Raw genomic sequence first — 26,419 nt, forward strand, 5'->3', positions numbered from 1 at the left:
TATTAAGTTTGTTAGGTGTACTTCTTAGCCAAGTTAGTCAAGCGGTACGCCAATACGTCTTGCCACTTCTTCATAGCCTTCAACCACATCGCCTAGACCTTGACGGAAACGGTCTTTGTCGAGCTTTTTCTTGGTTTCTTTGTCCCACAGGCGACAGCCATCAGGCGAGAACTCATCGCCTAACACCACACGCCCATGAAACAGTCCAAATTCTAATTTAAAATCCACCAGCATAAGACCCGCTTCATCAAAAATCTGACTTAGCACGTCATTGACCTTGTGAGTCAGCACACTCATCTGCTCCAACTCGTCTGCGGTGGCATAACCCAAGGCAATGGCGGTACTTGGGGCAAGCATGGGGTCGCCCAATTTGTCATCTTTATAAAACAGCTCAAAGGTCGGTGGCATAAGTGGCAAGCCCTCAGCAAGCCCCAAACGCTTGGCAATACCGCCAGCGGCATAGTTACGCACCACGCATTCTACGGGTATCATTTTTAGGCGTTTGACCAGCACCTCATCATCAGACAGCTCACGCTCAAAATGGGTCTCAATGCCAGCGTCTGCCAATTTGCTCATGATAAAGCTGTTAAAGCGGTTATTGACTCTGCCTTTGCGGTCAAGTTGGGCGATTTTTTCGCCATTAAAGGCGGACGCATCGTTGCGAAAATGCAAAATCAGATAATCAGGGTTGTCCGTTTCATAGACAGATTTGGCTTTGCCAGCATAAAGTAGGGCTTGCTTTTGCATGGGTTTCTCCGTGTTTGGTGGCGGTTTGCACGATAAATTTACACAATAAAAAGGCACGAACAGCAACGCTCGTGCCAAACAATCATCTTACCTGTGGTGGTCTGGGTAATTGGTACTGCTTGCCTGACTCATTGGTCGACGGGGTGATCTCGCCTGCCACTTCTGGCACATCATACAGAGGGATAAATGGAGCGGATGCTTGGTTGGCAGGTAGGCGGATGGGGTCTAGCTTGGTGGCGTGAACATAGTCCAAACTGCCGTTATCACGCTTGCCCAGTACGCCTTTGACACTTTGGCACCCCGTCAGTAGCACCACGCTCATCATGACAAGGGCGGTTAGTTTTAGTGTTGGTTTTAGTGTTGTTTTTAGCATGGTCATGTTATTCTCACTTATTCTTGCTGTTAAATCAAATTGGCTTTTTGCAATGCTTGGTCGATGATGGACTGATTGCCTGCTGACAGCCACACCAAAGGCAAGCGAATGCCTGTGTCAATCATGCCCATCTTGTGCAGGGCGTATTTGGCAGGTTGGGGACTAGATTCACAAAACAGCTCTTTGTGCAAATGCTCAATACCTTGGTTGATGACACTTGCTTCATCAAACTTACCCGCCAAAGCTAAGCTAAAAATCTCGCTCATCGCTTTGGGGGCGACATTGGATGTTACTGAGATATTACCCTTTGCTCCAAATTTCATGAGTTCTAGGGCGGTTGGGTCATCGCCCGACAAGACCACAAGACGCTCGCCCACACGCTCGATAAGTGCCTTGCCACGCACCAAATCACCCGTGGCGTCTTTGATGGCGACAATATTGGAAATATCGGCAAGGCGTGCCACGGTGTCCTCATTCATGTCCACGACCGTGCGACCAGGGACGTTATAGAGAATCTGGGGGATATCCACCGCTTCGGCAATGGTCTTATAATGTTGATACAGCCCTTCTTGGGTGGGCTTATTATAATATGGCACGACAAGCAGGACAAAATCCGCCCCAACTGCCTTGGCGTGGGCGGTCAGCTCAATGGCTTCGGCGGTGTTGTTCGCCCCTGTTCCTGCAATCACAGGAATGCGACCTGCCACTTGTTTGACAAAAAATTCAATGACATCGCCGTGTTCTTTCATAGAAAGCGTGGCGGACTCGCCTGTTGTTCCCACCGCCACCAAAGCGTGCGTGCCAGACTCAATCTGCCACTCAATCAGGCGAGCCAACGCATCATAATCCACCGCACCGTCTGCCGTCATGGGCGTTACCAGTGCTGTCATCGAGCCTTGTAGTCTTGCCTTCATCTCATCATAAGTTGTCATAAAGCACCTGATTTTGTCATTTTGTATCAAATGGCTTAGTTTAACATTTTACTGAGCGTTTTAAAATAATTTAAATTAAAATTATTTCATTTATTAGGGCGTGCCTGCCCTTTATAACATTATTTACAATATAGAAATATTTTAGAAATAAATCAATCGTTTTTGCATGAAAAATGGCTAAATCTTGTTTTTCGTGATTTTCATTGCAAATACAAAAGGCAGGCACGCCCTAGAGCATCCCGACAATTATTTACAAAACAAATAACGATTTTGGCACAATGAAAGCTCTAACCCAGTCAAAGTATCAAAATCGCTATGGCTCGCACCTTACTCACAGATGAACAATGGCACAAGTTAAAAACCATTTTACTACAATTAGGCATCTATAACAAGCACAGTTTAAGAAACACCGCAGAAGGCATCTTGTATCGCATTCGTGCAGGCATTTCGTGGGAAGATTTGCCTTGTGAGCTTGGCAACTATTATAGCATTCATCGTGATTTTTTTAGGTGGTCAAATCAGGCAGGTTAGTGCAGTTATTTAAAAAACCAAAGCAGCAGTAAAAAACTCACCAGAGTAAAAAATGTCATGGTTGATGGCGGTTATCGTGACGAGACGTTTACTCATTGTATCAAAAGCATTTTAGGTGAAACAGTCACAACCGAAGTGGCTAAACGTGATGAATTACACAAGTTTAAAGTCATTTTAAGGAAAAACTGCAAGCGATACTTAAATACAAGCTTGCAGTTTGTGAATTTAGCTTTTATTGCGTTGTTGTTGAAAAGATTGTGAATGGGTTAGCGATGGCTTAGGAGTCATTTGTCAAAGTTTGAGACAATCGAAGAAGGTTTGAGGTGTTATTTTGGGGTTTGGTGAGTATAAATAAAACTTAACTTAATTTTATGAATATATCATAAAAATTAATAGGGCGTGCCTGCCCTTTATAACACTATTTACAATATAGAAATATTTTAGAAATAAACTAATCGTTTTTGGATGAAAAATGGCTAAATCTTNNATTGCAAATACAAAAGGCAGGCATACCCTAAAGCGTGTTGAAATTTTGTATTCGCCATAAAAATGTCCATTGTAGACAGCAGAGGGTATATGCTTTTTAAGTAGCACAGACCATAAGTTTTTATAGGTAAGTATTTGATATGAAAATAATCCGACCACTTGCTCTAAAAATGGGGCATCACAACCAAACCTATCCAAACCACCGAGTGAAATCCACCAAATGACAAGCAATAATAATGGCAGATGATGAGTCCTCATCATCTGCCACAGATACCGCCAATGATTGGCATGGCTTGAGCTTATCATCTTAATCATTCATATTTGATTAAGTATCCACCCCATCAGCCAAACCAAGCATTGTGCTTAAATCATGGTTTGACTTCTTGTTGTTTTTTTGTGCCAAAGACCACAGAGACTTTACCATCATCACCGTTGTTTTTGTGTACAAATGACCCGCCCATCTCGGTTGCATTTGGACCATAAAAGCCACCTGTAACCTCGGCATCTTTGATGACAATGGATTTGCCTGTACTGCTAGAATCTATCTTGTAGCCCCCTGCGTTCGCTTCGGCGGTGCTAGCTTTACCTGTCCAGCCATTGCCTGCGATTTGACCTGTGATGCTAAATACAGGATCTTTGCGGTCTTTGGTGATAAGTTTGCCATTAACTGATTTTTTCTCAAAGTCAATGTCAAAATCAGCAACATCTTTGGCATCATTAAAGCCTTTTGATGAGTCCGCTCCTGTGATGTATCCTACCCAGTTCCCCAGATATTTGGCTTTGCCTGTGGTTGGTACGGCTTTCTCGCCTGTGGTAGCGGTGCGTTCACCTTGCAAAAAGACACTGTTGCTTGTGCCGACACTGAGCTCACCAAATTTTAGGTATTCAAAGTTTTTGCCATAGGTTTTGACACTAACTTTATCATTCACCATCAAAGTCTCGCCCGCTTTGTTTGTGGCAGAATCTGGCTTGTCTTTGGTGAATTCATTTTTGGTGGCATCGGTAGATACCAAATCAATGACGGTAGAACCCAAGACCAACTTTTTGGCATTACCAAAGTTATCCAGTTGTTTTTTGGTAAATGGGGTGAATGTGGTTGCGTTATTTGTATTAAATGTCCCAAGTGCATAAGCATCTAAGATGGCTTCGGTTTTTTCTACTTTACCCTCTTGTTTAGCACCAAAGACACCAAAGAGTTTGTTGTCATCGGTTAAGAATTTACCTGCCAACTCCTCACCTTTTGGTCCATAAAAACCACCTTCTAGCTTGTTTGTAGCATCGCTGGTAAAGGGGTGTTTGGTTTTGCTTTCTTCTTTTTTATCATGTGCGATGGCACTGCCACGGAAGCGGTTGCCGTGGATACTGGCATTGATGTCATAGCGTTTGGTTTTGGTTACTGCTTGTTTATGGCTGTCTTGTAGGTTACTAAACAGCCCACCTGTTAGGCTCTTTTTACTAAAATCTACCGTAAATTCACTGCTATGACCATATTCACCGCTATGACCATCAGGGGCAGAGCCTTCTTGGGTTAATAAGCGGTTGTATTCATCTTTTGAAGATGCCCCATACCACCAGCCTGCTTGATAGGTTTCTTTCACTTCGCTAAATCGGTTTCTTTTATTTTTGGCAACATCGGTCATAAAGTCCCAATGTCCTTTATATTTGACTGTATCTTGTGTGGGCAACTCTTTGGCGGTCGTTGTGCCATTATAAAACACACCACCCACAGGACCTGAATTCCAAAGTCTTGGTTCATCTGTTTTTCTGACGGTTAGATAATTGGCATCATTCACCAAGTAGTAACCATAATCAACATATTTTAAATCTCGTGTGGTTGCTTTGGTTGTTTTGTCATTTGAATGAAAAATTTTGTTTTCCAGTGATGTTATTACTTGCTGAAAATCAGGGCTTTTACGCACATTTTCTTTGATTTGTTTGGCAAGCTCTGCATCGGAGATTTGTTTATTTTGTTCTTTAATTCTTTTTCCAATGGCATTTTTATCCGCTTCATTCATTTTTGCCATATAGCCATCAAGCAATTTATTTTCTACATCTAACGAAAATGGCAATGGCGATTTTTCACCTTTTGCAACTTGTTTTTTACCGTCTAAGGTAATGATATCTTTTTCATCTAATGGCGTGTCTTGTTGGTCGTATAGATTAATTTTACTCAAAGCCATGCCAAAACCCATGGCAGGTTCTTGAATGGATGAAACTTGTTCTTTGTTATTGGGCGTTGTTGGCACATCTTGATATTTTGGTTCTGGTGTGTTGGCACTGCCTGTACCAGAGTTTGCATTACCTGAATTACCTGCACTGCCTGTACCAGAGTTTGCACCGCCAGTACCGCCTGTATTGCCTGCATTATCAGTACTGCCAGTACCGCCTGTATTTCCTGTACCGCCAGCATTACCTGCATTGCCTGCATTTGGAATGGGCGTAGGGGCAGGTGGATTTGAACCACCACTGCTACCACCACAAGCGGTTAATAAGACGGCAGAGATTGCCACACACAGTGTGGTTAAAGGAATGTGTTTCATAAAATAATCCTCTGATGGGTTGATGGTATTATCTAAACAAGTCTGTTAATGCCTATTTTGGCATGCTGACAATGTGCATTTGGCGTATTTGTTTGGGCATTTATGATAAATGCGTTTGTGATGGACAAAATACGGTAAATTTACATTGATAAATAATAACATAAACAATAACAATTATCTATTATATTTTTGATTTTTTCTTGATTTTTTCTTGATATTGTCTATGATGGTACATTTTTTTTTACAAAAACAAAAGCAGGGCGTGCTTATCCCATCAAAAAATGCGACTAAACTCAACAAACATTTGATTTTTATGGTAATTTGCCTTAATGTCATTGCTTTTATTGATGTTTGTGCTGATGGTCAGTCGTGGCGTGATGCCCCATTTGTGAATGTCTCTGTGCCAAAATGATAAAGACGCTTGCATCTGTTTATCATGGCGAATTTGTCCACCGCTGGTTAAGTTTGCCCCTTGGTAATGGCGTTTGTTGATGCTGATTTGGGCACGGCTTGAAAGACCGCCCGCCCATTCTTGCCCCCACGCTGTGCGTATGCCACGGCGCTCATAGCTGTCAGATGGGTCTTGTGGCACTTTTTCATCATAAAAGTCTGCCCCCAAAAGATAATAGCGTGTGGCATTTGGGTAATAAATCAATGATGTGCTGTATAAAGTGTTGTTACTGTCAGCCCTAGGCGTCCGATGGTTGGTTAGGCGTGATATGTCTATGGCGTTTAGGCTTTGAAATTTTGGGTTGATTCTATAATCAGCTGACATGCGTATGCCTATGGTGTCGGTATAACGCTCATGCCCATAAAATCTTTTTTCACCATAGACCTCAATGCCAAGGTCTTTTTTGGCATCAGCAAAGCCCAAATTTGCCCCCAGTCTGCCCCAATGGTCGTTGTATTTTTTGTGATTTTGATGATGTTTGCCATGGATTTGGGCGTTCGCTCCCACATATGCCCCTTTGGGCAAAGACCACTTTTTATCCGCCCCTAATTGATAGCTTAGGGTGATGGCATCAATGGGTTTGTCAAAAGTCCATTGACCTTGCGTGGTGTTTTTGGGCACCTGATTGATGTTGTCTTCTTTGGCCAGATTCATGCCTGCTTGCCATGTCCATGAATCTCGTTGTTTTAACGCTTGTCTGTACTGCCCAACAACCTGCCGCACATCATCTGGTAAGTTGTCAGCATGTAATTTATTAAATTGGTCAAGGGCAGCTTCGTTTTGTTTGTCCATAAATAATGCCCTTGCCAGATGAAAACGTACCACATTATATTCAGGCATGATGGCGATGATGCGACGCAGCTCATCAATGGCTGCTTTGGCGTTGCCTTTGTCCAAGGCAACCAGTGCATTGGCATATCCAAGTAAAATGCCATTTTGATGGTCTTTGGGCAGTTTTTGATAAATGGGCAATAATGCGTGAACGCCTGCCATATGATTGGTCATGACAGCAGAATTTAGGGCGTGATTAAGCAAATCGGGATTATCAAGCAGTAACGCTTCATCGGCGATGAGCGTATCCTCGGTAGGATTTGGCGTTTGTGCCAGTGTTGGTTCTGTTGTTGGTGTTAATGTAGCATGGGGCAATAGTTCAGGCTGAGCATGGTTAATGATGGGTTCAAGGGCGGTGATTTCTTGATTGATTGGCTCTTGATTGTCGGTGCGACCATCATCGGCATGGCTGATATGAGCGATTAGAAAAGTCAAGCCAGCCATAAAAATTTTTATGGGTGTTTTGCTGGGGGTGAATGTGGTATAAACAGGCGTGATTGTCATGACAGCTCCTATCAAAAAAGCGAGCATATTTTACCATTTTTTATGGTATTTAAAAATAAAAATGTGAATAATAATGATTATTTTGTCAAAAACTAGTATCTGATGAAAAAGTTGTTCATGGTTTTGTCCATCATTAGCCACAAGTTTACAATTGATAATAATTATTGACAATTATTTTACAAATCATCTATGAAATACCACAGACATCTGGATAAATATCCGTAAAATACGAAACCTGTTTGCACACTATGATTATGACACTCAAATCAAACAAGCATTGAGATTAACAAAGTCATCATCATAGAACAAACAGAGCGTTGTGCCTATTTGCCATCGGACAAAAGGCATTTAACCCATTTGTGATTGATGGTTATCACGACACAGTTATTTATAACGGTTTTTTATAACTATTTATAACGATTGTTTATAACGATAAACATGAATTACAATGATAATAATCAGGAAACTACTATGAAAAATTTAACCAATAAACTATTGGCTGGCGTGTTAAGTGCTGCTGTTTTGTTGCCTGCCATTGGCTTCTCTACCACCGCAGTTGCTAACGACCGTATTAAAGCACAAGCTTATGGCGACAGCAATTTTAACCAAAATCGTCAAAAAGCCATGCAAATGTTGTCTTCTCGTGGCTATCAAGTTGCCAAGATTGAAGTTGATGATTATTTGGGCAAGCCTGTCTTTGAAGTAGAAGCCTATAAAAACGGTGCTGAGTATGACATCGTTCTTGAATACCCATCACTTAACATCCTAAAAGAGCAGCGTGATTACTAATAAATTAATTACTAATCATGAGTGATGACCGCTAAGAGCATCACTTAGCGATGATAGAATAAAGCCCTCATGGTAAATGGGGGCTTTATTCATTGGTTGATTGGGGTTTGGCATGCCAAAATCACATCCAAACCACTGATTAAAAGTGCAGGTTAAAACTTCATTTCAAGTGCCAATTGGTAATTGCGTCCAGGAGCGGCATAGCGACCATAATGCTTATCTTGGCTCAGTCCTGTATGCTGATTGACCGCCCCTTCTGATGTTTGGCGTAGAGCTTCCCAAGTGGTGTAATAGGTATCAAATACATTATACACGCCAGCACGCAAGGTAAAGTTATCTTTTATGTTCACATAACCTGACAAATCAAGTGTTCGCCACGGCGTGGATTTTGCTTTGGTGGCTTGTTTTGTTTGAATGTTGCCATTACCTAAGTTCTTATCTGCCACAATCTCGCTTGGATTTTTGGCATCAGAATGGGTAAACATGGCGTTTGCTCCCCATTTTTGGCTTGGGGCATCATAGCCGATCCCCACCACATAACGAGATGGCTGAATGGCATCAAACAGCATGTTTGTTCCTGCCAAAGTTGGGTTTAAGGTTTTTCCTTTAACATCAACTTTGTTATAAGCCAGTGTTGAGTATAGTCCATAGGGAATGCGACTATTGACAGCGTTTAGGTCAAGTCTGCCAAGAATGTTAATGCCTGTCAAATCAGCATCTTGTCCATTATGAAAGCCCAAATCACCTTTACCACGCTGTTTGCCTGCATCAGCACCTTGGGTTAGGGTTCTAATCTCTTCACTTTTACCAACAATCAAATCAGTATAGCGATTTTTAAAATAACTAATCTCAAGGCTGCCTAAGTGGTTATATAAAGTCGCTCCGATTTCTTGGTTAAAGGATTTTTCAGGTTTTAGCTTGGTTTGATGGACAGTCTGCTGACAAATGTACCAAAGACCCTTACAGCCATGTTGCGTGCCTTTACCGATGGTTACGCCAAAGCGTTCGCCATACATTTCAGAAAAGCTTGGCATGCGAAAGCCTTGCGAGCTTCTATAAGCGATGTCCAGCCAGTTGGTGGGCTTAACCACCACGCCAAAATTCCAAGACAGCTGGTTGCTGGCACTGTTGTCCACCAAAGGCACATCAGATTTGTGTTTGATTCTGTCATAGCGAGCACCCAACCCCAAATCAACATATTTATTAATGGTCATGTTGTCTTTTAAAGCGATGAAATAATTATTACCACTGATGTGGCGAGTGGTTGAGCAATCAGCATAGCTGTTGGTCTCGCTATATTTGCATTTATCATCTTTGACCACAGTCGCTTGATTTGGCTGATAGATATTATCCGTGCCTTTATTGGCATTTTGTCGGCTGTTGTTATTGCTCCAATCCGCCCATTCTTTGCGTAGCTTTGCATAAGCATCAAAGCCCAGTCTGTCTATATCGTTGTATTTTTCTTCCCCCAAACTTTGTTTGATTTTCTCAAAGGGTTTTAGGGTACTGTTGGGGTTTTGTTTATCATATTGGTCAATGACGGCTTGATAATCAATCTTATTGGCATTGGTTTGGTTGTATTGCTCTATGCCTTGCTTGATGGCAAAGTTTTGATAAGTGCTGTTGTTGGTGTTACAAGCATGGTTATGGGTACTGCCATAACCATGAGCATCAAGGCAAATGGGTCTGTTGTCTGAACCTAAAATCGGCTTAAATCTATCTGGCAAAGGGTTACTTGGTGGGGTGTAATCAAGTTTTTGATAAGATTGATGGGTTGCCAAACGATAATCTTCACGGCTAAGGCTTGAATTGAATTTATCATAGCCAACTTGCAGATTGATGTGATGATGCGTACTGCCCAACGCCATTTTTTTGTTAAAGATGGCTTTGATTAAATTGTGCTGTTCTTTGTAGGCATTGTTGTCCACCTCTTTTACCGAAAAAGGTTTATTGACATCAGGCGTACAATTTTTGTCAATGTGCGGATAGGTTGAACAGTGCGTGTTGGTCAGCTGGCTACGTAGCGTAATGTCTTGCTTGTCATAAGACACACGCACATCATCAAACCATTGATTTTCACCTTTGCTGTCATAAACATATTCAAGCCCTAGGCGGTCTTTTTGGTGTTTTTCGTCATAAAATACGCCATGAGCATAGTTGATGCCATAACCTGAATTTGGCCCAATGGCATCACGAATGCGTTCACCAAAGTTATTGCCTTGATAATAGCCATTGGCTTGGGCATGGTTGCTGAGCCTTGATTTTTCAATGTCATGAACCGTCAGATAAGCAGGCACGGTTTTATCTTGCATGGCATAGTTTTGTTTGGTGATTTCATACACACCACCGACATAGTGCTTATCGTTTAGCTGATAACCTGGGCGAAGTAGCAAGGATTTGCTGTCTTGGGTGAGTGGGTTTGGGATAAGGCGGTTAGGGCCTGTATAATCTTTGACATTTACCTTATCACGCACATTGGTTGGCTTGGCTTGGAGTTTGGTTTGACCGCCAGCGGCACACGCTTCATAATCACCATTGGCACATTCATTTGCCATTAAAAATGTGCGGTTATTTGGGTCAGTGGTTGCCACCGCTCTATCAAAACTTTGGCTGCCCTGATAGGCATCATCATGTGCCTTGTATTCTTGACCACGGCGGTCGGTGTAGATGACAAGACCGCTAAAAGAACCTGCCTTGCCTGCTGCTGCCACAGAATTAACCCATGCGTTATTTTTACTGGCATAGGCGGTTTTGGTCTGCACGCCCCAATCTTTACCATCTTTGATGATGTCATCGGCAGTTTTGGTAACAAATGCCACAGAGCCAGATAATGCCCCAGAGCCATGTTCACTTGAATTTGCACCTTTACTAATCTCAATGGAGCGGACATTTTCGTATTCTATTTCGTTGATTGCCCCACCTGCGGCATAATTTTTGCCTGCCACAGGGCCTTGTAGGGCATAGTGCTGGGCTTGATTGATGCCATCAACCAATACCGCCACACGATTTTTATCCATACCACGAATAGAATAGCCCGAGCTTGCCCCACGACCTTGCTCAACCACAGCAATGCCAGGGTCATAGCGTGTTAAGTCTCGAATGTTTAGCACTTGTTCTTTATTGATGGTCTCGGCAGTTTTGACCACCTTGCCAAGCCCTGTAACTTCGTTGGCTTTACGAGCGTTTTTCTTCGCTGTTACAACAGTTTCATCCAAGACAACAACAAGGTTTGTCTTATCTGTTGCCTCCGCCTTATCGGCCGTTGTGTTTGCCAGTGCCACCTGCGTGATGTTAAGCAGACCCAAAGACAAGGCACTAAGTTTTAATACTTGTTTGGACTTTTTGGATTTGTTGTTTTGTTTTGATTGATTCATCAATGACCACCTGTTGGCTTTTGCACTTTGACACACCGATACACCCCAATCAATCACAAGGCAGGCATCAAATTGAAGATGCCAAAAATGTGTATGAAGTGTATCGTCTTTGAAAACTTATTTTTTACCAAAATAACCATTTGCTTGATAAAAACCACCCAACCAGAGTGATTAATTTTTGATTTTGGTTATTTTGGTTTAAAGTTTGTAAAAATAAGTAAAATTATAATACAAAGCATCATACAAATGCAAGTGATAAACAAGGAATAATACAAACCATTAACATCAACTCTATATGAGATAATACAAATGTTTTTATTAACAAAATAGGGCATGCCTGCCTTTTGTATTTGCAATGAAAATCACGAAAAATCGCACGCTTTTCAAGGAAAAAGCTCGTTTGATAGTCGTTCTATCAAACGAGCTTTTGACTTCGAGTCACAAGATTTAGCCATTTTTCATGCAAAAACGATTAGTTTATCTCTAAAATATTTCTATATTGCAAATAGTGTTATAAAGGGCAGGCACGCCCTAGTACAGATTACCAACCTTGATAACCGCATCCTTATCGTCCGTCATGGAAAGTAGGTACACCCCACAAACCCCAAATATGCTACAATACCCTAACATCCGTTAAATAGGGATTCTAAATACCATGACCTACTCGTAACTCCACTCTCAACTAAACTCACCCAAGCCCCTTGAAACAAAAACGACATAGCCCAATCCTAAGTTTCACCACAAAACAATCAGAGCAAGCCATGTCGTATGATGATTTTATCATTGTTGCCTATCTTTTGGTAGAGACTTTGTATCAAAATATTGTAACCAAACCTTTAAGAGGCAAAGGTTTTACTCATGCTTTATCTGATGCAAAAATCATTACCATGGAGCTTGTTGGAGAGTGCTTAGGTCTTTATACAGACAAAGGCATTTGGGCTTATTTTACCAATCATTACACTCACTATCTCCCTAAATTAGGCTCCTACCTAAACTTTGCCAAACACTGTGCTAACTTGGTTTGGATTAAGGATAAGATGATGAGCGTGCTTGGTGCTTTTTTGGTGAAATAAATTTTACCAAAATGTTGCAATTTATAATCAAATTATTTATAATATAACAAATGATAATCGTTAATATTTTTAATTTTCTATAAATAGATGTGCTACATTTAGTTGTTTATGGGTGTTTTAAGTGGATAATTCCAAAAAAATCAAAGTGTTGGCTATCTCTATCGCAGCTGTCTTGCATGGATTGGTAGGTTTTGGATTGGCGAATATGACCATAAAACCAATAACACCACCACCTGTAACGCCGCCCTTAGAGATTGAATTCATCAAAGAATCAGTGCCTGAACCCATCGCACTTAATGACCTTGAATCGCCCGAACCACCAGGCGAACCTGTTGTTACGCCAGAGCCTGTTGTAGAGCCAGAGGTTGCTACTCCTGAGGTTGTTGAACCGCCTGAACCCATTTCTGAACCGCCACCCAAACCTGAGCCATTGCCCGAGCCTGAACCGATTCCTGAACCTGAGCCATTGCCCGAGCCTGAACCTGAGCCCGAGATTGATGTAGAAGCCATCTTAGAACAACAAAGACTTCAAGAGGCTTGGGTTGCCCAGCAAAAACAATTGGCCAAAATTCAAGAACAAGAGCGACTTGAACAAGAACGCCTTGAAAATGAACGCAGAGAACAAGAGCGACTTGAACAAGAACGGCTAGAACAAGAACGCTTAGAAAACGCAAGACGTGAGCAGGAGCGACTTGACAACGAACGCAGAGCCAGAGAACAAGCACAAAAAGAAGCCCAAGCGGCTGCTGCAAGACAAGCGGCCGCCCAAGCGGCGGCTGATGCCGCCAAAAAAGCAGGCAATCATGGGGGCGGTCAGCCTGCCCAAAATCAGACCGTGGAAGGTGGTATTAATATCAGTAATGCCAGCTGGAAAACCAAGCCCAGAGTGAATAATTTTTGTTCAGCAAGAAGTGATATTGACACCACGCTTCAAGTGAGTTTCCGTGTTGATGCTGAGGGTAAAATCTCTAATGTCAATTTAAATGGCTCAACAGGCGATGCCAAATTAGACCGACAGATTATCCGTCAAATCGGTCGTGGTCGCCTGCATCCGTTTAGAGAGGGTAACATCACACGTGTTGGCACTGCAATTTATCCGATTACGTTAAAACTACCAAAAGATGAGTCATGTACCAACTAATTTTGTGGTTTTAACTGATTTTTAGCAATAATTCTTATGATAACTTAGTTGAGTTGCCCAGATATTTGGTCATTTGATTAGGTTTTGAAAATTTGAGGTGAATTTATGGATTTTGGATTTTATTGGTCGCATACCGATGCGGTGAGTAAGACACTGTTTTTTGTCTTATTGGCTTTATCAATGACATCTTGGGTTGTGGGCATCATGCGTGTGATTAACTCTCGGCGTCGCACAGCAAATATTGTTGATGAGCTAACCTCCCAAATCAATATCCAAAACTTGGATGATTTGCCATTTGACCAACGCAAGATGGCAACAGAGCAAAAACTGCTCCAACAAATCGCTCGTCATCGTTATGAACTTGAAAAAGGTCTGCCCGTTCTTGGCACAACAGCTTCCATCGCACCTTTTATTGGGCTGTTTGGTACAGTTTGGGGGATTTTTCATGCCCTTCATAGCATCGGTGCAACAGGTCAAGCAGGCTTGGCACAAGTGGCAGGGCCTGTGGGCGAGGCATTGATTATGACAGGTTTGGGTTTGGCGGTTGCAATACCTGCGGTGATCTTTTATAACATTGCCACACGCATCAACAAGCAAGCGATTCATCTGGCAACTGATACAGCCCATCAAATTCTGTCTAAGATTGTACGATAAAGGAGATTCTGATGGCTTTTGAATTGGGTGATCATGACAATAACGGCATGAATGAGATGAACCTTATTCCGCTGATTGACATCATGTTGGTTTTGATGATTATTTTTTTGGTAACAGCAACGGTGCTAAACCCAAGTGTACCGCTTGATTTACCAAAAACTTCGGCATCGGTGAATGATGCACCGCCTGAGGTCTTACAAATTAGCATTGATGAGGCAGGGGGGATTTATTGGGACCGTGAAGCACTGAGCTTAGATGAGCTAAGTCAGCGTTTCACCGAGCAGGTTAATGCAGGCAAAAACCCTCAAATTAATTTGCGTGCTGATAAAGAGGGTAAATACGACACCGTCGCACAGGTTTTGGCTGAGGCATCAAAAGCAGGACTGGGCAAAATCGCTTTTGTCAGCGAATAGATGGATTTGATTTGGGGTGTGTTGAGCATTGGTTCAACACACCCTAATTATTGCCCATCATTCTACTTATCAACCATAAATTATCAACCATAAAGATTTATCTTACCAAAAAATCTTATTACACCATTAATATTGTCACAGAAAAATATCAGAAAATAACTTGCTAGATTGTAAATTTTTATGTTATTATATGATACTAATTATCATTAGTGCCAAGATATCCATTGCTAAACTTCATCCCCCATCTTAACAATTACCAAACGGTGAGCGGATTGTCTGATTGACAGCAAGCTTAGCATAACAGCATCGGCTGATTGTGCTTTTTGCCTTGTTATGTGTTTATGGGAGTTGATTGCACTTTTCTTCGTGGTGGATGCTTGGGCTGATTTAGTAAAGCGGTCTTCATAACACACCAAACGAGACATCACCATGAGTACTGTCAAAGCCCCCCACATTTTCTACCAAAAACACACCCTTAGTCTTGCCATCGCCAGTATTTTTGCTGCCGCTCTGATGACAGGCTGCCGCTCTGATGACATCAGTGCCAATGCACCCAATGTTACCCAACTGCCCCAAGGCACAGTTTTACCAACACCGAACACAGGTCATGACAACACCAATAATGCCAACAATCAGGGCAACAACACGGATAACAACACCAGCACAACTGACCCAAATGGCGATAACAACCAACTGACACAATCACAAAAGACCGCCGCCGCCGCAGGGTTTTTTGTGATGGGTAAGATTCGTGATACCAGCCCAAAAAATGACCCAGATTATAGCGATGATTTGATACAGCAGTGGCTAGGCAAATTATATGTTGGTATTGATGCCCATCGCCCAGATGGCATCGGAGCAGGTAAAAACTTGCGTCAGCCCATCACCGCCAATGACATCAAACCCTTGTATTTTAACAAATTCCCTGCATTGTCTGATTTGCACTTAGACAGTGAACGCCATCGTTTTGACCCCCAAAAGATAAACACCATTAAAGTGTATGGTTATGGCAACTTAACAACACCGTCCAACAACAACACTCACATCAATCATCAGCAAGCTGATAATGCCAAAGCCAAAAAGCCCGCCGATGCTTATGAAAATATCCGTTTTGGGTATCTTGAACTACAAGGCAGCAGCCTGACCCAAAAAAATGCCGATACTCAAAATGACCAAGACCGCATTCCCAAACCCATGCCCATTTTGTTTTATCATGGAGAAAACGCCAGCAGCCAGTTGCCCAGTGCTGGTAAATTTAACTACACAGGCAACTGGCTGTACCTAAGTGATGTCAAAAAACGCCCCGCCCTTTCAGCAGCAGATGATCGAGTGGGGGTCTATCTCAATGCCAGTGGCAAGGCCAACGAGGGCGATGTCGTCAGTGCCGCCCACATTTATCTAAACGGCTTTCAATATAAGCACACGCCTGCCACTTATCAGGTGGATTTTGACACAAACTCATTAACAGGCAAGCTGTCTTATTATGATAATCCCAATCAGCAAAATGATAAAGGCGACTATATTAAAAGCCAATTTGACACTACCAAAAAAGTCAATGAAACCGATGTGTATCAAATTGATGCCAAAATCAAAGGCAACCGCTTTGTCGGTACAGCCAAATCTTTGGTTAACGAAAACACACAAACCGCACCTTTTATCAAAGAGCTGTTCTCTGATGCTGCCAACCCAAACAACCCAAACCCCAACTCAGACACGCTAGAAGGCGGGTTTTATGGTAAGTCGGGCGATGAGCTGGCGGGTAAATTTTTATCCAATGACAACGCATCTTATGTGGTCTTTGGTGGCAAACGAGACAAAACGGCCAAACCTGTCGCCACAAAAACGGTGTATTTTAGTGCAGGCTTTGAAAAACCCAACACCAGTTTTGTGGATAATGAAACGATTGGTAAAATCATTGATAAAGCAAAGTTAAATGATGCGGTGAATGAGAAAATTTATGATGGTGATATTCCTATCAGTGATGAACGCTATGATGAATATCCTTGGGGTCAGCCAAAAGCAGAGTTCACCAAAAAAGTCAGCAGCAGTACCCAAGCCGTACCAGCTTATTTTGGGCAACATGATAAATTTTATTTTAATGGCAACTATTATGACCTATCAGCCAGCAGTGTTAATAAATTAGCCCCTGCCGATGCTGTCAAAGCCAACCAATCCATTAAAGAAAAATACCCTGATGCCAAACTAAATAAAGACAACCAAGTTACCACCATCGTGTTACAAGAAGCCAAAGGTGGTAAGCCGTATACCGCCATTCGTGCCAAAAGCTATCAGCACATCAGTTTTGGCGAGACGCTGTATAACGATGCCAACCAAACCCCAACACGCAGTTATTTTGTGCAAGGCGGTAGGGCCGATACCAGCACCACACTGCCCAAGGCAGGTCAATTCACCTACAACGGTCTTTGGGCAGGCTATCTTACCCAAAAAAAGGATAAAGGTTATAGCGATAAAGAAGAGATCATCAAGGCAAAAGGTCATCAAGGTTATCTGTTAACCGAAGACTTTACCCCAGAAGAAGATGACGATGATTTGGTCGCATCTGCTGGCCTCCAAGATGATGATGCAGACGCCGATGATGATGGTGCAGATAATGTGTATCAAAAAGGTGATATTCGCCCTGAATTTGCCAACAAGCACTTGCCCATTAACGAGCCTACTTATGAAAAAACCTTCTCCTTAGATGGTAAAAATAAAGCTAAGTTTGATGTGGATTTTGACACCAACAGCCTGACAGGCAATCTCAATGACAATAATGGCGACATTGTTTTTAACATCAAAGATGGCAAGATTGATGGCACAGCCTTTACCGCCAAAGCCGATGTGTCCGATTATCGCCATGAGATTGGCAATAACAGCAGTGGCGGATTTTTATACAATATTCAAGACATTGATGTTAAGGGGCAATTTTTTGGCACAAATGGCGAAGAGTTGGCAGGACAGTTACAGTATGACAAAGGCGATGGCATCAATGACACCGCCGAAAAAGCAGGGGCTGTCTTTGGGGCTGTCAAAGAGACCAAATAACGCCCCCCATCATCGTTTAGTCGTTTAGTCGCTTGACCAACAGTTGATGACGCCCTTGGCAATGCCTTAAAACAGCACTTTGAAATGGTGTCTTGAAACAATGTCTTAAAACAATGCCTTGGGCGAATTCTTGGATAAATACACCAGATTTGCCTTGGGCTAATATCTTGATAAAACATCGCCAGAAAATAGAAAATAAAGTTTAGGATTTTTTATGTCAAAATCTATCACACACACACCATCAGTCCATACCATGACCACGCACCGCTTAAACCTTGCCATCAAAGCGGCGTTATTTGGTGTGGCAGTTTTACCCTTATCCGTCTGGGCGCAAGAGAACACTCAGACAGATGCCAACTCTGATGCCAAAGACACAAAAACACCTGTCGTCTATTTAGATGCCATCACAGTAACCGCCGCCCCATCTGCCCCTGTTTCTCGGTTTGACACCGATGTAACAGGGCTTGGCAAAACAGTCAAAACCGCTGACACGCTGGCAAAAGAACAAGTGCAGGGCATTCGTGATTTGGTGCGTTATGAAACTGGGGTGAGTGTGGTTGAGCAGGGGCGTGGTGGCAGTAGTGGATTTGCCATTCATGGCGTGGATAAAAACCGAGTGGGGATTACCGTAGATGGCATTGCCCAAATTCAATCCTACAAAGATGAATCCACCAAACGAGCTGGTGCAGGCTCTGGGGCGATGAACGAGATAGAGATTGAAAACATTTCCGCCGTTGCCATCAATAAAGGCGGTAATGCCCTAGAAGCAGGCTCTGGTGCGTTGGGCGGTTCGGTGGCGTTTCATACCAAAGATGTGAGCGATGTCTTAAAATCTGGTAACAATCTTGGCGCTCAAAGCAAAACCACTTATAACAGCAAAAATGACCATTTTAGTCAGACGCTGGCAGCGGCAGGTAAAACCGAGCGTGTGGAGGCGATGGTGCAATACACTCGCCGTAAAGGCAAAGAAAACAAAGCACACAGCGACCTAAATGGCATCAACCAAAGCCTATATCGCTTGGGTGCATGGCAACAAAAATATGATTTAAGAAAGCCTAACGAACTGTTTGCAGGCACAAGCTACATCACCGAAAGCTGTTTGGCAAGTGATGACCCAAAAAACTGCGTACAATACCCTTATGTTTACACCAAAGCCCTGCCAGATGGCATCGGCAATCGCAATTTTTCTGAGTTAAATGATGCTGAAAAAGCACAATATTTGGCGTCCATGCACCCCCATGAGGTTGTCTCTGCCAAAGATTATACAGGCACTTATCGGTTGTTACCTGACCCCATGGACTATCGTTCAGACTCGTATTTGGCACGCCTTAACATCAAAATCACCCCAAATCTGGTCAGCAAACTGTTATTAGAAGACACCAAGCAAACATACAACATTCGTGATATGCGTCATTGTAGTTATCATGGGGCAAGATTGGGCAATGACGGTAAGCCTGCCAATGGTGGCTCTATTGTCCTTTGCGATGATTATCAAGAGTATCTAAATGCCAATGACGCATCACAAGCATCATTTAGACCAGGGGCTAATGACGCCCCCATTCCAAAACTGGCTTATGCCAGAAGCAGTGTGTTTAACCAAGAGCATGGCAAAACTCGCTATGGGTTAGGTTTTGAGTTTAAGCCTGACACGCCATGGTTTAAACAAGCAAAATTAAACCTACATCAACAAAATATCCAAATCATTAACCATGACATTAAAAAATCGTGCAGCCAATATCCCAAGGTGGATTTAAATTGTGGCATCAGTGAAATTGGGCATTATGAATATCAAAATAATTACCATTATAAAGAAGGGCGTACCAGTTTGACAGGCAAACTTGATTTTAATTTTGACCTGCTGGGTCAGCACGATTTGACGGTGTTGGCTGGTGCAGATAAAGTTAAAAGCCAATTTCGTGCCAACAACCGCAGACGCACAATCATTGACACCACCCAAGGCGATGCCATCATTGATGAAAGCACGCTGACAGCACAGGAGCAAGCCAAATTTAAGCAATCAGGGGCGGCATGGATTGTCAAAAATCGCCTTGGACGCTTAGAAGAAAAAGACGCCTGTGGCAATGCCAATGAATGTGAACGCGCTCCCATTCATGGCAGTAACCAATATGTGGGCATTAACAACCTTTATACACCAAATGATTATGTGGATTTAAGTTTTGGTGGACGCTTGGACAAACAACGCATTCACAGCACCGATTCAAACATCATCAACAAAACTTACACCAATAAGAGCTATAATTTTGGGGCGGCGGTTCATCTGACACCTGATTTTAGCCTGTTGTATAAAACTGCCAAAGGCTTTCGTACGCCAAGTTTTTATGAGTTATACAACTATAACAGCACTGCCGCCCAGCATAAAAACGACCCTGATGTGTCTTTCCCCAAACGAGCGGTTGATGTCAAACCTGAAACTTCCAATACCAACGAATATGGCTTTCGCTATCAGCACCCTTGGGGGGATATTGAGGTGAGCATGTTCAAAAGCCGTTACAAGGACATGTTAGATAAAGCCATACCAAACCTAACCAAAGCCCAGCAAGAGTATTGTAAGGCTCATTTGGATTCCAATGAATGTGTTGGCAATCCACCCACGCCCAAAACCAGTGATGAGGTATTTGCTAACTTATACAATGCAACCATCAAAGGGGTGAGCGTCAAAGGTAAACTGGATTTGCATGCCATGACATCAAAGCTGCCAGATGGTCTTGAAATGACCTTAGGTTATGGTCATACCAAATTGGGGAAATTTGATTACATTGCACCCAAAGATGCCGATGGTTGGTATCAGGCTCGCCCTGCTTTTTGGGACGCCATCACCCCAGCACGCTATGTGGTCGGTCTAAACTATGACCACCCAAGTCAAGTATGGGGCATTGGCACAACTTTAACGCACAGCAAACAAAAAGATGAAAATGAGCTTAGTGCCCTTAGAATCCGAAATGGCAAAAGAGAAACACAAACTTTAACGCACACAATACCCAAAGCCTATACTTTAATGGACATGACAGGTTATTATAGCCCAACTGAGAGCATCACCGCCCGCCTTGGCATTAACAATGTGTTAAACACCCGCTACACCACATGGGAGGCGGCACGCCAACTGCCCAGTGAAGCTGCAAGCAGTACCCAATCAACCCGTTACATTGCACCAGGTCGCAGTTACTTTGCCAGTCTTGAAATGAAGTTTTAATATGACCTGTTTTTTATCAAAGACCAACCCTGCTTTAAAAGTCAAGCACAGACTTTTAAAGCAGCTGCTGTTATTGCTCTGTGTTGATACATTAACAGCACAGGCGTATGCCCACAGCCATCATACGCCCATTCATACGCCCACGCATGAGATGCCATCTGCTGATGCTTTATCAGATGAAAGTTTGGGTAAAGATTTGGACAGTTTGGATAGCCCAGATGGCTTAGGTGGCTTAGGCGATGGTTTTACCAGTGATGGCTTAAAGAGTGATAAAAGCCCCTTGCCCATCAATACCTTGCCCATCAATGCCTTGACCGTCAATCAGAGCAATGAGAACCAATCTGCCCCACCGACCGTAGATGTCAATTTTTTACTTGCCCAGCCAGAGGCATTTTATCATGTCTTTCATCAAGCGATTGTGCAAGATGATGTGGCGACATTACGCTTGTTATTGCCATTTTATGACCGCCTGCCTGATGATTATCAAGATGATGTTTTGTTGTTATTTGCCCAAAGCAAACTTGCCCTAAGTGATGGTAATACCAAATTGGCATTAAATCTGCTGACCGATTTGAGTAACAAAGAGCCAACGCTTACGGCGGTGAAATTACAACTTGCCTCTTTGCTTCTGACCAAAAGGCACGATAAACACGCCCAAATGGTGCTAGATGAACTCAAAGACGATGCCCACTTTTTAAAATTAAGCAAAAAAGAACAAAGATGGGTGCTGTCGCAAAGTCGCCATTTGCATAAAAAATACAAAATGGGCTTGGATTTGGGCATCAACTATCTGCATTTGGACAATATCAATGCCGCCTCCACCATCACACAGCCCAACATTAAAAAAGACGCCCCAAAACCTGCTCATGGGCTTGCCTTATCGCTTGGTGTGAATAAATACACGCCACTTAGTCATGGTATTAGTATTTATACAGCCCTAGATGTTGATGGTAAGTTTTATGATGACAAAAGCCACAATGAACTGGCGGTTTTTGCTCATGCTGGGCTAAGAAAAGACCACCAAAAAGGTTATGTTGATGTCGTGCCTTTTGTTGGGCGTATTTTTGCCACCAATCAGCAGCATGGCAGATTATCCCCCAGAAAAGACAGTCAGGGCGTGGCGTTTGGTAGCCATCATCGGATCAATGATAAATGGCAAAATGCGTTTTTTGTACGCATGGAAAAAGGTAATTATGCCGAGCGTTATCAAGGTTATGATGGCAAGCGTTATCATGTGAATGACACCATTTTGTTGCAAGATGGCCCAAATCGTCGTTATTCTTTGGGCGTGGGGTATCAGCTTAGTCATCTGCAAGATGCAACAAAAAGCAGTCATGCCACAAAGATACATTTTGGGGTGTTGCAAAGATTACCAAATGGTCTGACCGTGCAAGGTAGGGTGAGTGCTGAGCGTGAGCGTTATCATGGTAAATTATTGCGTCTGGTCAATCCTGATGATGTGTATCGCACAGATAAAACCCTAACCCTACAAACCTCCATTTGGCACAAAGACATTCGCTGGCTTGGATTAACGCCAAAGCTGACTTATCGTTACAGTAAAAATAACAGTAATTTACCAGCACTTTATAGCCATAATAAACAAAATTTTTATTTGGAGCTTAGTCGGTCGTTTTAACTCAATTGCCTAAGAGTAGGTTAAGGCGGTTGGCGGTTTTTGAGTATTGTGGTATTATTAAGCTTCTTTGATGACAACTATTTATACCATCAAAACCCATTTAAGCAAAGACAAAACCCATTACCATTACCATCACCCCATCAACAAGCATGATGACACAAGAGTAACAGAGCTAAGCGTTAAAGCATATCAAAGCAAGAGCAACCGCTTTTGGCTAATCTTGAAAATCTGCATAATCTCATCTGTTACACCATCAGGGCTTTGATTGGCATTGATTCGCTTGATACGCTCGGGATTTTTTTGGTATTGGTACAAAAAACCTTGATAAGTTTTGTCAAAAAATCCTTGCCCTGCACATTCAAACCTATCTGCTTGACTTCGCTGACTTGCTCGCTCCAAGCCAATGGCAGGGTCTAAATCCAGCCAAAAAGTCAAATCAGGCTGTTTTGGGATAAAGTCATTTATGAGCCGTTCAATCCTAGCAAGTTCACGCTCATCGCCCCCAAACCGCCCAAAGCCTTGATACGCCACGGTGCTGTCAAAAAAACGGTCGCAAATGACCCATTTGCCGTCCGAGAGTGCTGGCAAAATGGTGCGGTGCAAATGGTCAGCTCGTGCGGTAAACATGAGTAAAAGCTCGGTGTCATCATTGATGTGGGTTTTGTTGTCTAGTAGGATTTTACGCAATGCTTCGGCAAGCAGGCTACCCCCTGGTTCACGGGTGCGGATGTGAGAGATGCCCTGTTTATCAAGCTCACAGCAAAAGTTATCTATGGCGGTCGTTTTGCCCACGCCTTCGGTACCTTCAAAGGTGATAAATTGGGGGTTGTTTATTGTCATAATCTTCCTTATTGTTTGTCTAAAATTTCACAAATGCCATATACACGCCCAGCGTTAATGAATTTAAAAATCATACCACTTTTTAATAATTCATGGGGAGCATTTGGCATTAAAAACATCACTTTACCATAACTAATTACGCTTTGATAATTAGGCGTTTTATCAAAATAATAAACCAAACTCCACGTTGTCATCTCTGTGTTATATTGACTATATAAAATATGATGGTTATTTGATTTAATTTTAATATCGGCAAGCAAATTTTGATGCCAAGTGATTTTAACAGGTTTTAAATACTGATAACTTGATAATTTATTGATATACACTCTGCAAAATGAAAAAGTACTACGGTTTCCGTTCGCGGTGAGCCTGTCGAACCATAACGGAAACCGACCCTTCGACAAGCTCAGGGTGAACGGTTTTCGTAGTAAAATTCAAATTTGTTAACTGTAACAACGATCTTCATCAAACTTTTTTATGACAGTATGTAAACCCTTAAAACCCTTGTTTTCACTAACCACATGACTGTCTTTCACCAAATCTATCACGTTCATTAAATAACAAAAAGTATCCCATACAATAAACTCGGACAGCATATAATCCGTATTGTATGTAATATGAATACAGCTCATTATATCATCATAATAATAAACATGAGTATAATTTAATAATACATCAGTATTTTTAATATGCTGATACAAACTATTTAATATGGTTTGGGGTTTCATGGGTTAATTATTTTAACTTGTTATTCCTTACTCGCCATCACCGCCCGATATTCCGCCACCGCTTTATTATGCTCAGCAAGCGTTACGCTAAATTTATGCCCGCCCTTACCTGTCGCCACAAAATAGATATACGGCACATCGGACGGGTGCAAACTCGCCTGTATGGCTTCGGCAGACGGCAAGGCAATGGGCGTGGGCGGTAAGCCGTCTATTTGATAGGTGTTGTAATCGGTTCGCTCGGCGATGTTGGATTTATAAATCTTACCGTCATAGCGGTCAAATAGCCCGTAGATAATGGTCGGGTCGGTTTGCAGTTTCATGCCTTGACGTAAGCGATTGACAAACACCGCTGACACATCATTACGCTCGGACGTGATACCCGTTTCTTTCTCGATGATACTTGCCATAATCAGGGCATCATAAGGTGTCTTGTAGGGCAAGTTCTCATCACGCTGTGTCCATGCCTTATCAAGTATCGCCATTTGGTCGGTGTGCAGTTTTTTTAAAATGGCGGTGTCGGACGTGCCTTGATTAAAAAAGTAGGTATTGGGGACAAATTGTCCTTCCAGATTGCCGTTAGGCGTACTGATATCTAGGGCTTTGGCAACTTTGGCGTTGTCTCGTGCCACGTCCGCCCACGAATACCCATCAGCGTCCGACAGGAGCGGCGTGAGCAATTCAAGCTTGACCCCATCGGTCGTTTTTAGGGTGTGGTATAGGTCTTTGACCGTTTTGCCTTCGATGATTTGCACCTTTATCATGGCAACTTGCCCCCCCCTGCCCCAAAATCTTGACCACATCGGCAAGGCTTGCCCCCTGTGGGATTTGGTATGTCCCTGTTTCTAGGTTGCCTTTGGCGTGGAATCTAAGATACAGTCGTGTGGCGGTGCTGGACGCAAGCGGACTGGTCTGCCATTTGTCCTTGACAAGTAGGCTATGATAAGTGTCGCCCTTATCCACCGTCAAAGTCTGGGCGGGGCGGTCGGTCTTAGCAAAGGCGGTTACATAGACGATGGCACCCCACAGGGCAATCAAGGCTAGTACGACAGCCAGAGTGAGCCATTTTAGGGGGGATTTTTTGGAAGATTTTTTGTTTGGCATGGCAACATTGGATGAGAAAAGTTATGCTTATTGTAGCAAATTACCACAAAAGTTTTTAAGATTATTGTAAAATTAACAGGATAATTTTATATTGGACAATTCATAAGCATACCCATGACCGCCCACCCATTTATCCTTGCCAATGTCTTTACCGATGGTACGCCCTTTGGGGGCAATCCGTTGGCAATCTTTCCCCACGCCAATTTTGATGACGCCACCATGCAAGCCATCGCTTGCCAGTTCAATCTCAATGAGACGGTGTTTATCACCCATTTTGACAAACAAGCCCGCACCGCACGCATTCGCATTTTCACCCCAAGTATTGAAATGCCCTTTGCAGGGCACCCAACCATTGGGTCGGGGTGGTATTTGGCGACAACGCACGGCTTGTCAGCACTTGACATCAGTACACAAACTCGCGCCGTTCATCTCAACCATATGCCATCTTGCACCACGCTAACCACCAACAGTTACGCCCTTTGCCCTGCCCAAACAGACCGCCACGCCCTTAGCACCTTGACCGCCTTGCCCCAAGAGATGTTGGCGGATAAGGCATATTTTGTCAATGCAGGAGTGTGCCAGCTTCTTTTGCAAGTCAAAGATACACAAGCGTTAGAGCGTGCCAAGGTGTGTTTGACAAGTCTAAAAAACATCTTTGATAATAACAAAACCCTTGCCATCAACCAAGGCATAACGCTTGAACACACGCTATATCTGTGGTGCATGAATGATGATACCATTCATGTTCGCTTATTTTTTGAACAAAATGGGATTATCTTAGAAGACAGTGGCACAGGCTCGGCGTGCGTGAATTTGGGGGCGTATCTGCTTGATAATGGCACCAACCACAGACAATTTACCATTCATCAAGGCGACCATCTACACCGCCCAAACCGTCTGTTTTTGGGGCTTAATGACGGCATACAGATGGGTGGACAGGTAAGGCAAGTCGGGCGGGGCGAATTTTATTTGACCTAAATAATGCCAAATAAATTTCTCCCAAAACCAAAAACCCGCCC

At 42.9% G+C, this 26,419-nt stretch carries 19 protein-coding genes and 2 pseudogenes; 11 read left to right on the forward strand and 10 right to left on the reverse strand.

All coding sequences use genetic code 11. The annotated features are described in order from the left end of the window. Positions 1 to 33: 33 nt before the first annotated feature. The 3 genes from purC to dapA form a co-directional block, all read right to left on the reverse strand. The gene (gene purC / locus B5J94_RS02415; RefSeq protein WP_062501461.1) at positions 34 to 747 is read right to left on the reverse strand and encodes a phosphoribosylaminoimidazolesuccinocarboxamide synthase; all 714 of its coding nucleotides are present in this window, start codon (positions 745 to 747) and stop codon (positions 34 to 36) included. A gap of 82 nt (positions 748 to 829) precedes the next feature. Continuing rightward, entirely contained in the window at positions 830 to 1,126 is a 297-nt protein-coding gene (locus B5J94_RS02420) for a hypothetical protein (protein ID WP_228144502.1), read from the reverse strand. A 23-nt stretch (positions 1,127 to 1,149) separates the two neighbouring features. Further along, complete coding sequence (gene dapA / locus B5J94_RS02425) at positions 1,150 to 2,052, reverse strand: 4-hydroxy-tetrahydrodipicolinate synthase (protein WP_062501463.1); 903 nt, start codon at positions 2,050 to 2,052, stop codon at positions 1,150 to 1,152. A 315-nt stretch (positions 2,053 to 2,367) separates the two neighbouring features. Between dapA and B5J94_RS14905 the strand changes: the two genes are divergently transcribed. Both B5J94_RS14905 and B5J94_RS14910 read left to right on the forward strand, forming a co-directional pair. Next, entirely contained in the window at positions 2,368 to 2,583 is a 216-nt protein-coding gene (locus B5J94_RS14905) for an IS5 family transposase (protein WP_062501747.1), read from the forward strand. Between the two features lie 18 nt (positions 2,584 to 2,601). Beyond that, a pseudogene (locus B5J94_RS14910) lies at positions 2,602 to 2,844 on the forward strand (IS5/IS1182 family transposase); the annotation flags it as partial. Between the two features lie 593 nt (positions 2,845 to 3,437). On the opposite strand, the gene B5J94_RS02445 reads toward B5J94_RS14910, so the two are convergent. Next, positions 3,438 to 5,609 carry a transferrin-binding protein-like solute binding protein gene (locus B5J94_RS02445; RefSeq protein ID WP_062499879.1) on the reverse strand — a complete coding sequence of 724 codons (2,172 nt, stop codon included), beginning with the start codon at positions 5,607 to 5,609 and terminating at the stop codon, positions 3,438 to 3,440. Between the two features lie 274 nt (positions 5,610 to 5,883). Further along, positions 5,884 to 7,395 (reverse strand): surface lipoprotein assembly modifier, encoded by a 1,512-nt coding sequence (locus B5J94_RS02450; protein ID WP_062499881.1) that lies wholly within the window; start codon positions 7,393 to 7,395, stop codon positions 5,884 to 5,886. 471 nt (positions 7,396 to 7,866) lie between these two features. On the opposite strand from B5J94_RS02450, the gene B5J94_RS02455 reads away from it, so the two are divergent. After that, positions 7,867 to 8,184: a PepSY domain-containing protein gene (locus B5J94_RS02455; protein ID WP_062499883.1), complete on the forward strand. Its 318-nt coding sequence runs from the start codon at positions 7,867 to 7,869 to the stop codon at positions 8,182 to 8,184. Between the two features lie 152 nt (positions 8,185 to 8,336). On the opposite strand, the gene B5J94_RS02460 is transcribed toward B5J94_RS02455, so the two are convergent. Further along, the gene (locus B5J94_RS02460) at positions 8,337 to 11,558 is read right to left on the reverse strand and encodes a lactoferrin/transferrin family TonB-dependent receptor (protein ID WP_062499885.1); all 3,222 of its coding nucleotides are present in this window, start codon (positions 11,556 to 11,558) and stop codon (positions 8,337 to 8,339) included. A gap of 761 nt (positions 11,559 to 12,319) precedes the next feature. On the opposite strand from B5J94_RS02460, the pseudogene B5J94_RS02470 reads away from it, so the two are divergent. From B5J94_RS02470 to B5J94_RS02500, 7 genes and pseudogenes are all read left to right on the forward strand, one after another. Further along, positions 12,320 to 12,625 (forward strand): annotated as a pseudogene (locus tag B5J94_RS02470) (IS982 family transposase); the annotation flags it as partial. A gap of 127 nt (positions 12,626 to 12,752) precedes the next feature. Next, positions 12,753 to 13,772, forward strand: a complete 1,020-nt coding sequence (locus B5J94_RS02475; protein WP_062499356.1) for an energy transducer TonB — start codon at positions 12,753 to 12,755, stop codon at positions 13,770 to 13,772. A 105-nt stretch (positions 13,773 to 13,877) separates the two neighbouring features. Next, the gene (locus B5J94_RS02480) at positions 13,878 to 14,426 is read left to right on the forward strand and encodes a MotA/TolQ/ExbB proton channel family protein (RefSeq protein WP_062499355.1); all 549 of its coding nucleotides are present in this window, start codon (positions 13,878 to 13,880) and stop codon (positions 14,424 to 14,426) included. An 11-nt stretch (positions 14,427 to 14,437) separates the two neighbouring features. Next, positions 14,438 to 14,839: an ExbD/TolR family protein gene (locus B5J94_RS02485; RefSeq protein WP_062499354.1), complete on the forward strand. Its 402-nt coding sequence runs from the start codon at positions 14,438 to 14,440 to the stop codon at positions 14,837 to 14,839. 429 nt (positions 14,840 to 15,268) lie between these two features. Next, a complete protein-coding gene (locus tag B5J94_RS02490) occupies positions 15,269 to 17,884 on the forward strand; it encodes a transferrin-binding protein-like solute binding protein (protein ID WP_062499352.1) in 2,616 nt (871 codons plus the stop codon). A gap of 214 nt (positions 17,885 to 18,098) precedes the next feature. Then, positions 18,099 to 21,095, forward strand: coding sequence for a lactoferrin/transferrin family TonB-dependent receptor (locus B5J94_RS02495; protein ID WP_062499351.1), 2,997 nt, complete (start codon positions 18,099 to 18,101; stop codon positions 21,093 to 21,095). Between the two features lies 1 nt (position 21,096). Next, the gene (locus B5J94_RS02500) at positions 21,097 to 22,731 is read left to right on the forward strand and encodes a surface lipoprotein assembly modifier (RefSeq protein WP_062499350.1); all 1,635 of its coding nucleotides are present in this window, start codon (positions 21,097 to 21,099) and stop codon (positions 22,729 to 22,731) included. Between the two features lie 189 nt (positions 22,732 to 22,920). On the opposite strand, the gene tmk is transcribed toward B5J94_RS02500, so the two are convergent. The 4 genes from tmk to B5J94_RS14655 all read right to left on the reverse strand — a co-directional run bounded on the left by tmk (position 22,921) and on the right by B5J94_RS14655 (position 25,400). Next, positions 22,921 to 23,571: a dTMP kinase gene (gene tmk, locus B5J94_RS02505; RefSeq protein ID WP_062499349.1), complete on the reverse strand. Its 651-nt coding sequence runs from the start codon at positions 23,569 to 23,571 to the stop codon at positions 22,921 to 22,923. Between the two features lie 8 nt (positions 23,572 to 23,579). Beyond that, positions 23,580 to 23,831 (reverse strand): hypothetical protein, encoded by a 252-nt coding sequence (locus B5J94_RS02510; protein WP_143821884.1) that lies wholly within the window; start codon positions 23,829 to 23,831, stop codon positions 23,580 to 23,582. A 488-nt stretch (positions 23,832 to 24,319) separates the two neighbouring features. Further along, positions 24,320 to 25,060 carry an endolytic transglycosylase MltG gene (mltG, locus tag B5J94_RS02520; protein WP_228144503.1) on the reverse strand — a complete coding sequence of 247 codons (741 nt, stop codon included), beginning with the start codon at positions 25,058 to 25,060 and terminating at the stop codon, positions 24,320 to 24,322. Beyond that, complete coding sequence (locus tag B5J94_RS14655; protein ID WP_228144504.1) at positions 24,978 to 25,400, reverse strand: hypothetical protein; 423 nt, start codon at positions 25,398 to 25,400, stop codon at positions 24,978 to 24,980. The genes mltG and B5J94_RS14655 overlap by 83 nt, the downstream gene beginning before the upstream one ends. A gap of 114 nt (positions 25,401 to 25,514) precedes the next feature. On the opposite strand from B5J94_RS14655, the gene B5J94_RS02525 reads away from it, so the two are divergent. Continuing rightward, a complete protein-coding gene (locus B5J94_RS02525; protein ID WP_062501300.1) occupies positions 25,515 to 26,378 on the forward strand; it encodes a PhzF family phenazine biosynthesis protein in 864 nt (287 codons plus the stop codon). Positions 26,379 to 26,419: the final 41 nt, after the last annotated feature.

This window comes from Moraxella lacunata, assembly GCF_002027545.1.
Lineage (GTDB): Bacteria > Pseudomonadota > Gammaproteobacteria > Pseudomonadales > Moraxellaceae > Moraxella > Moraxella lacunata.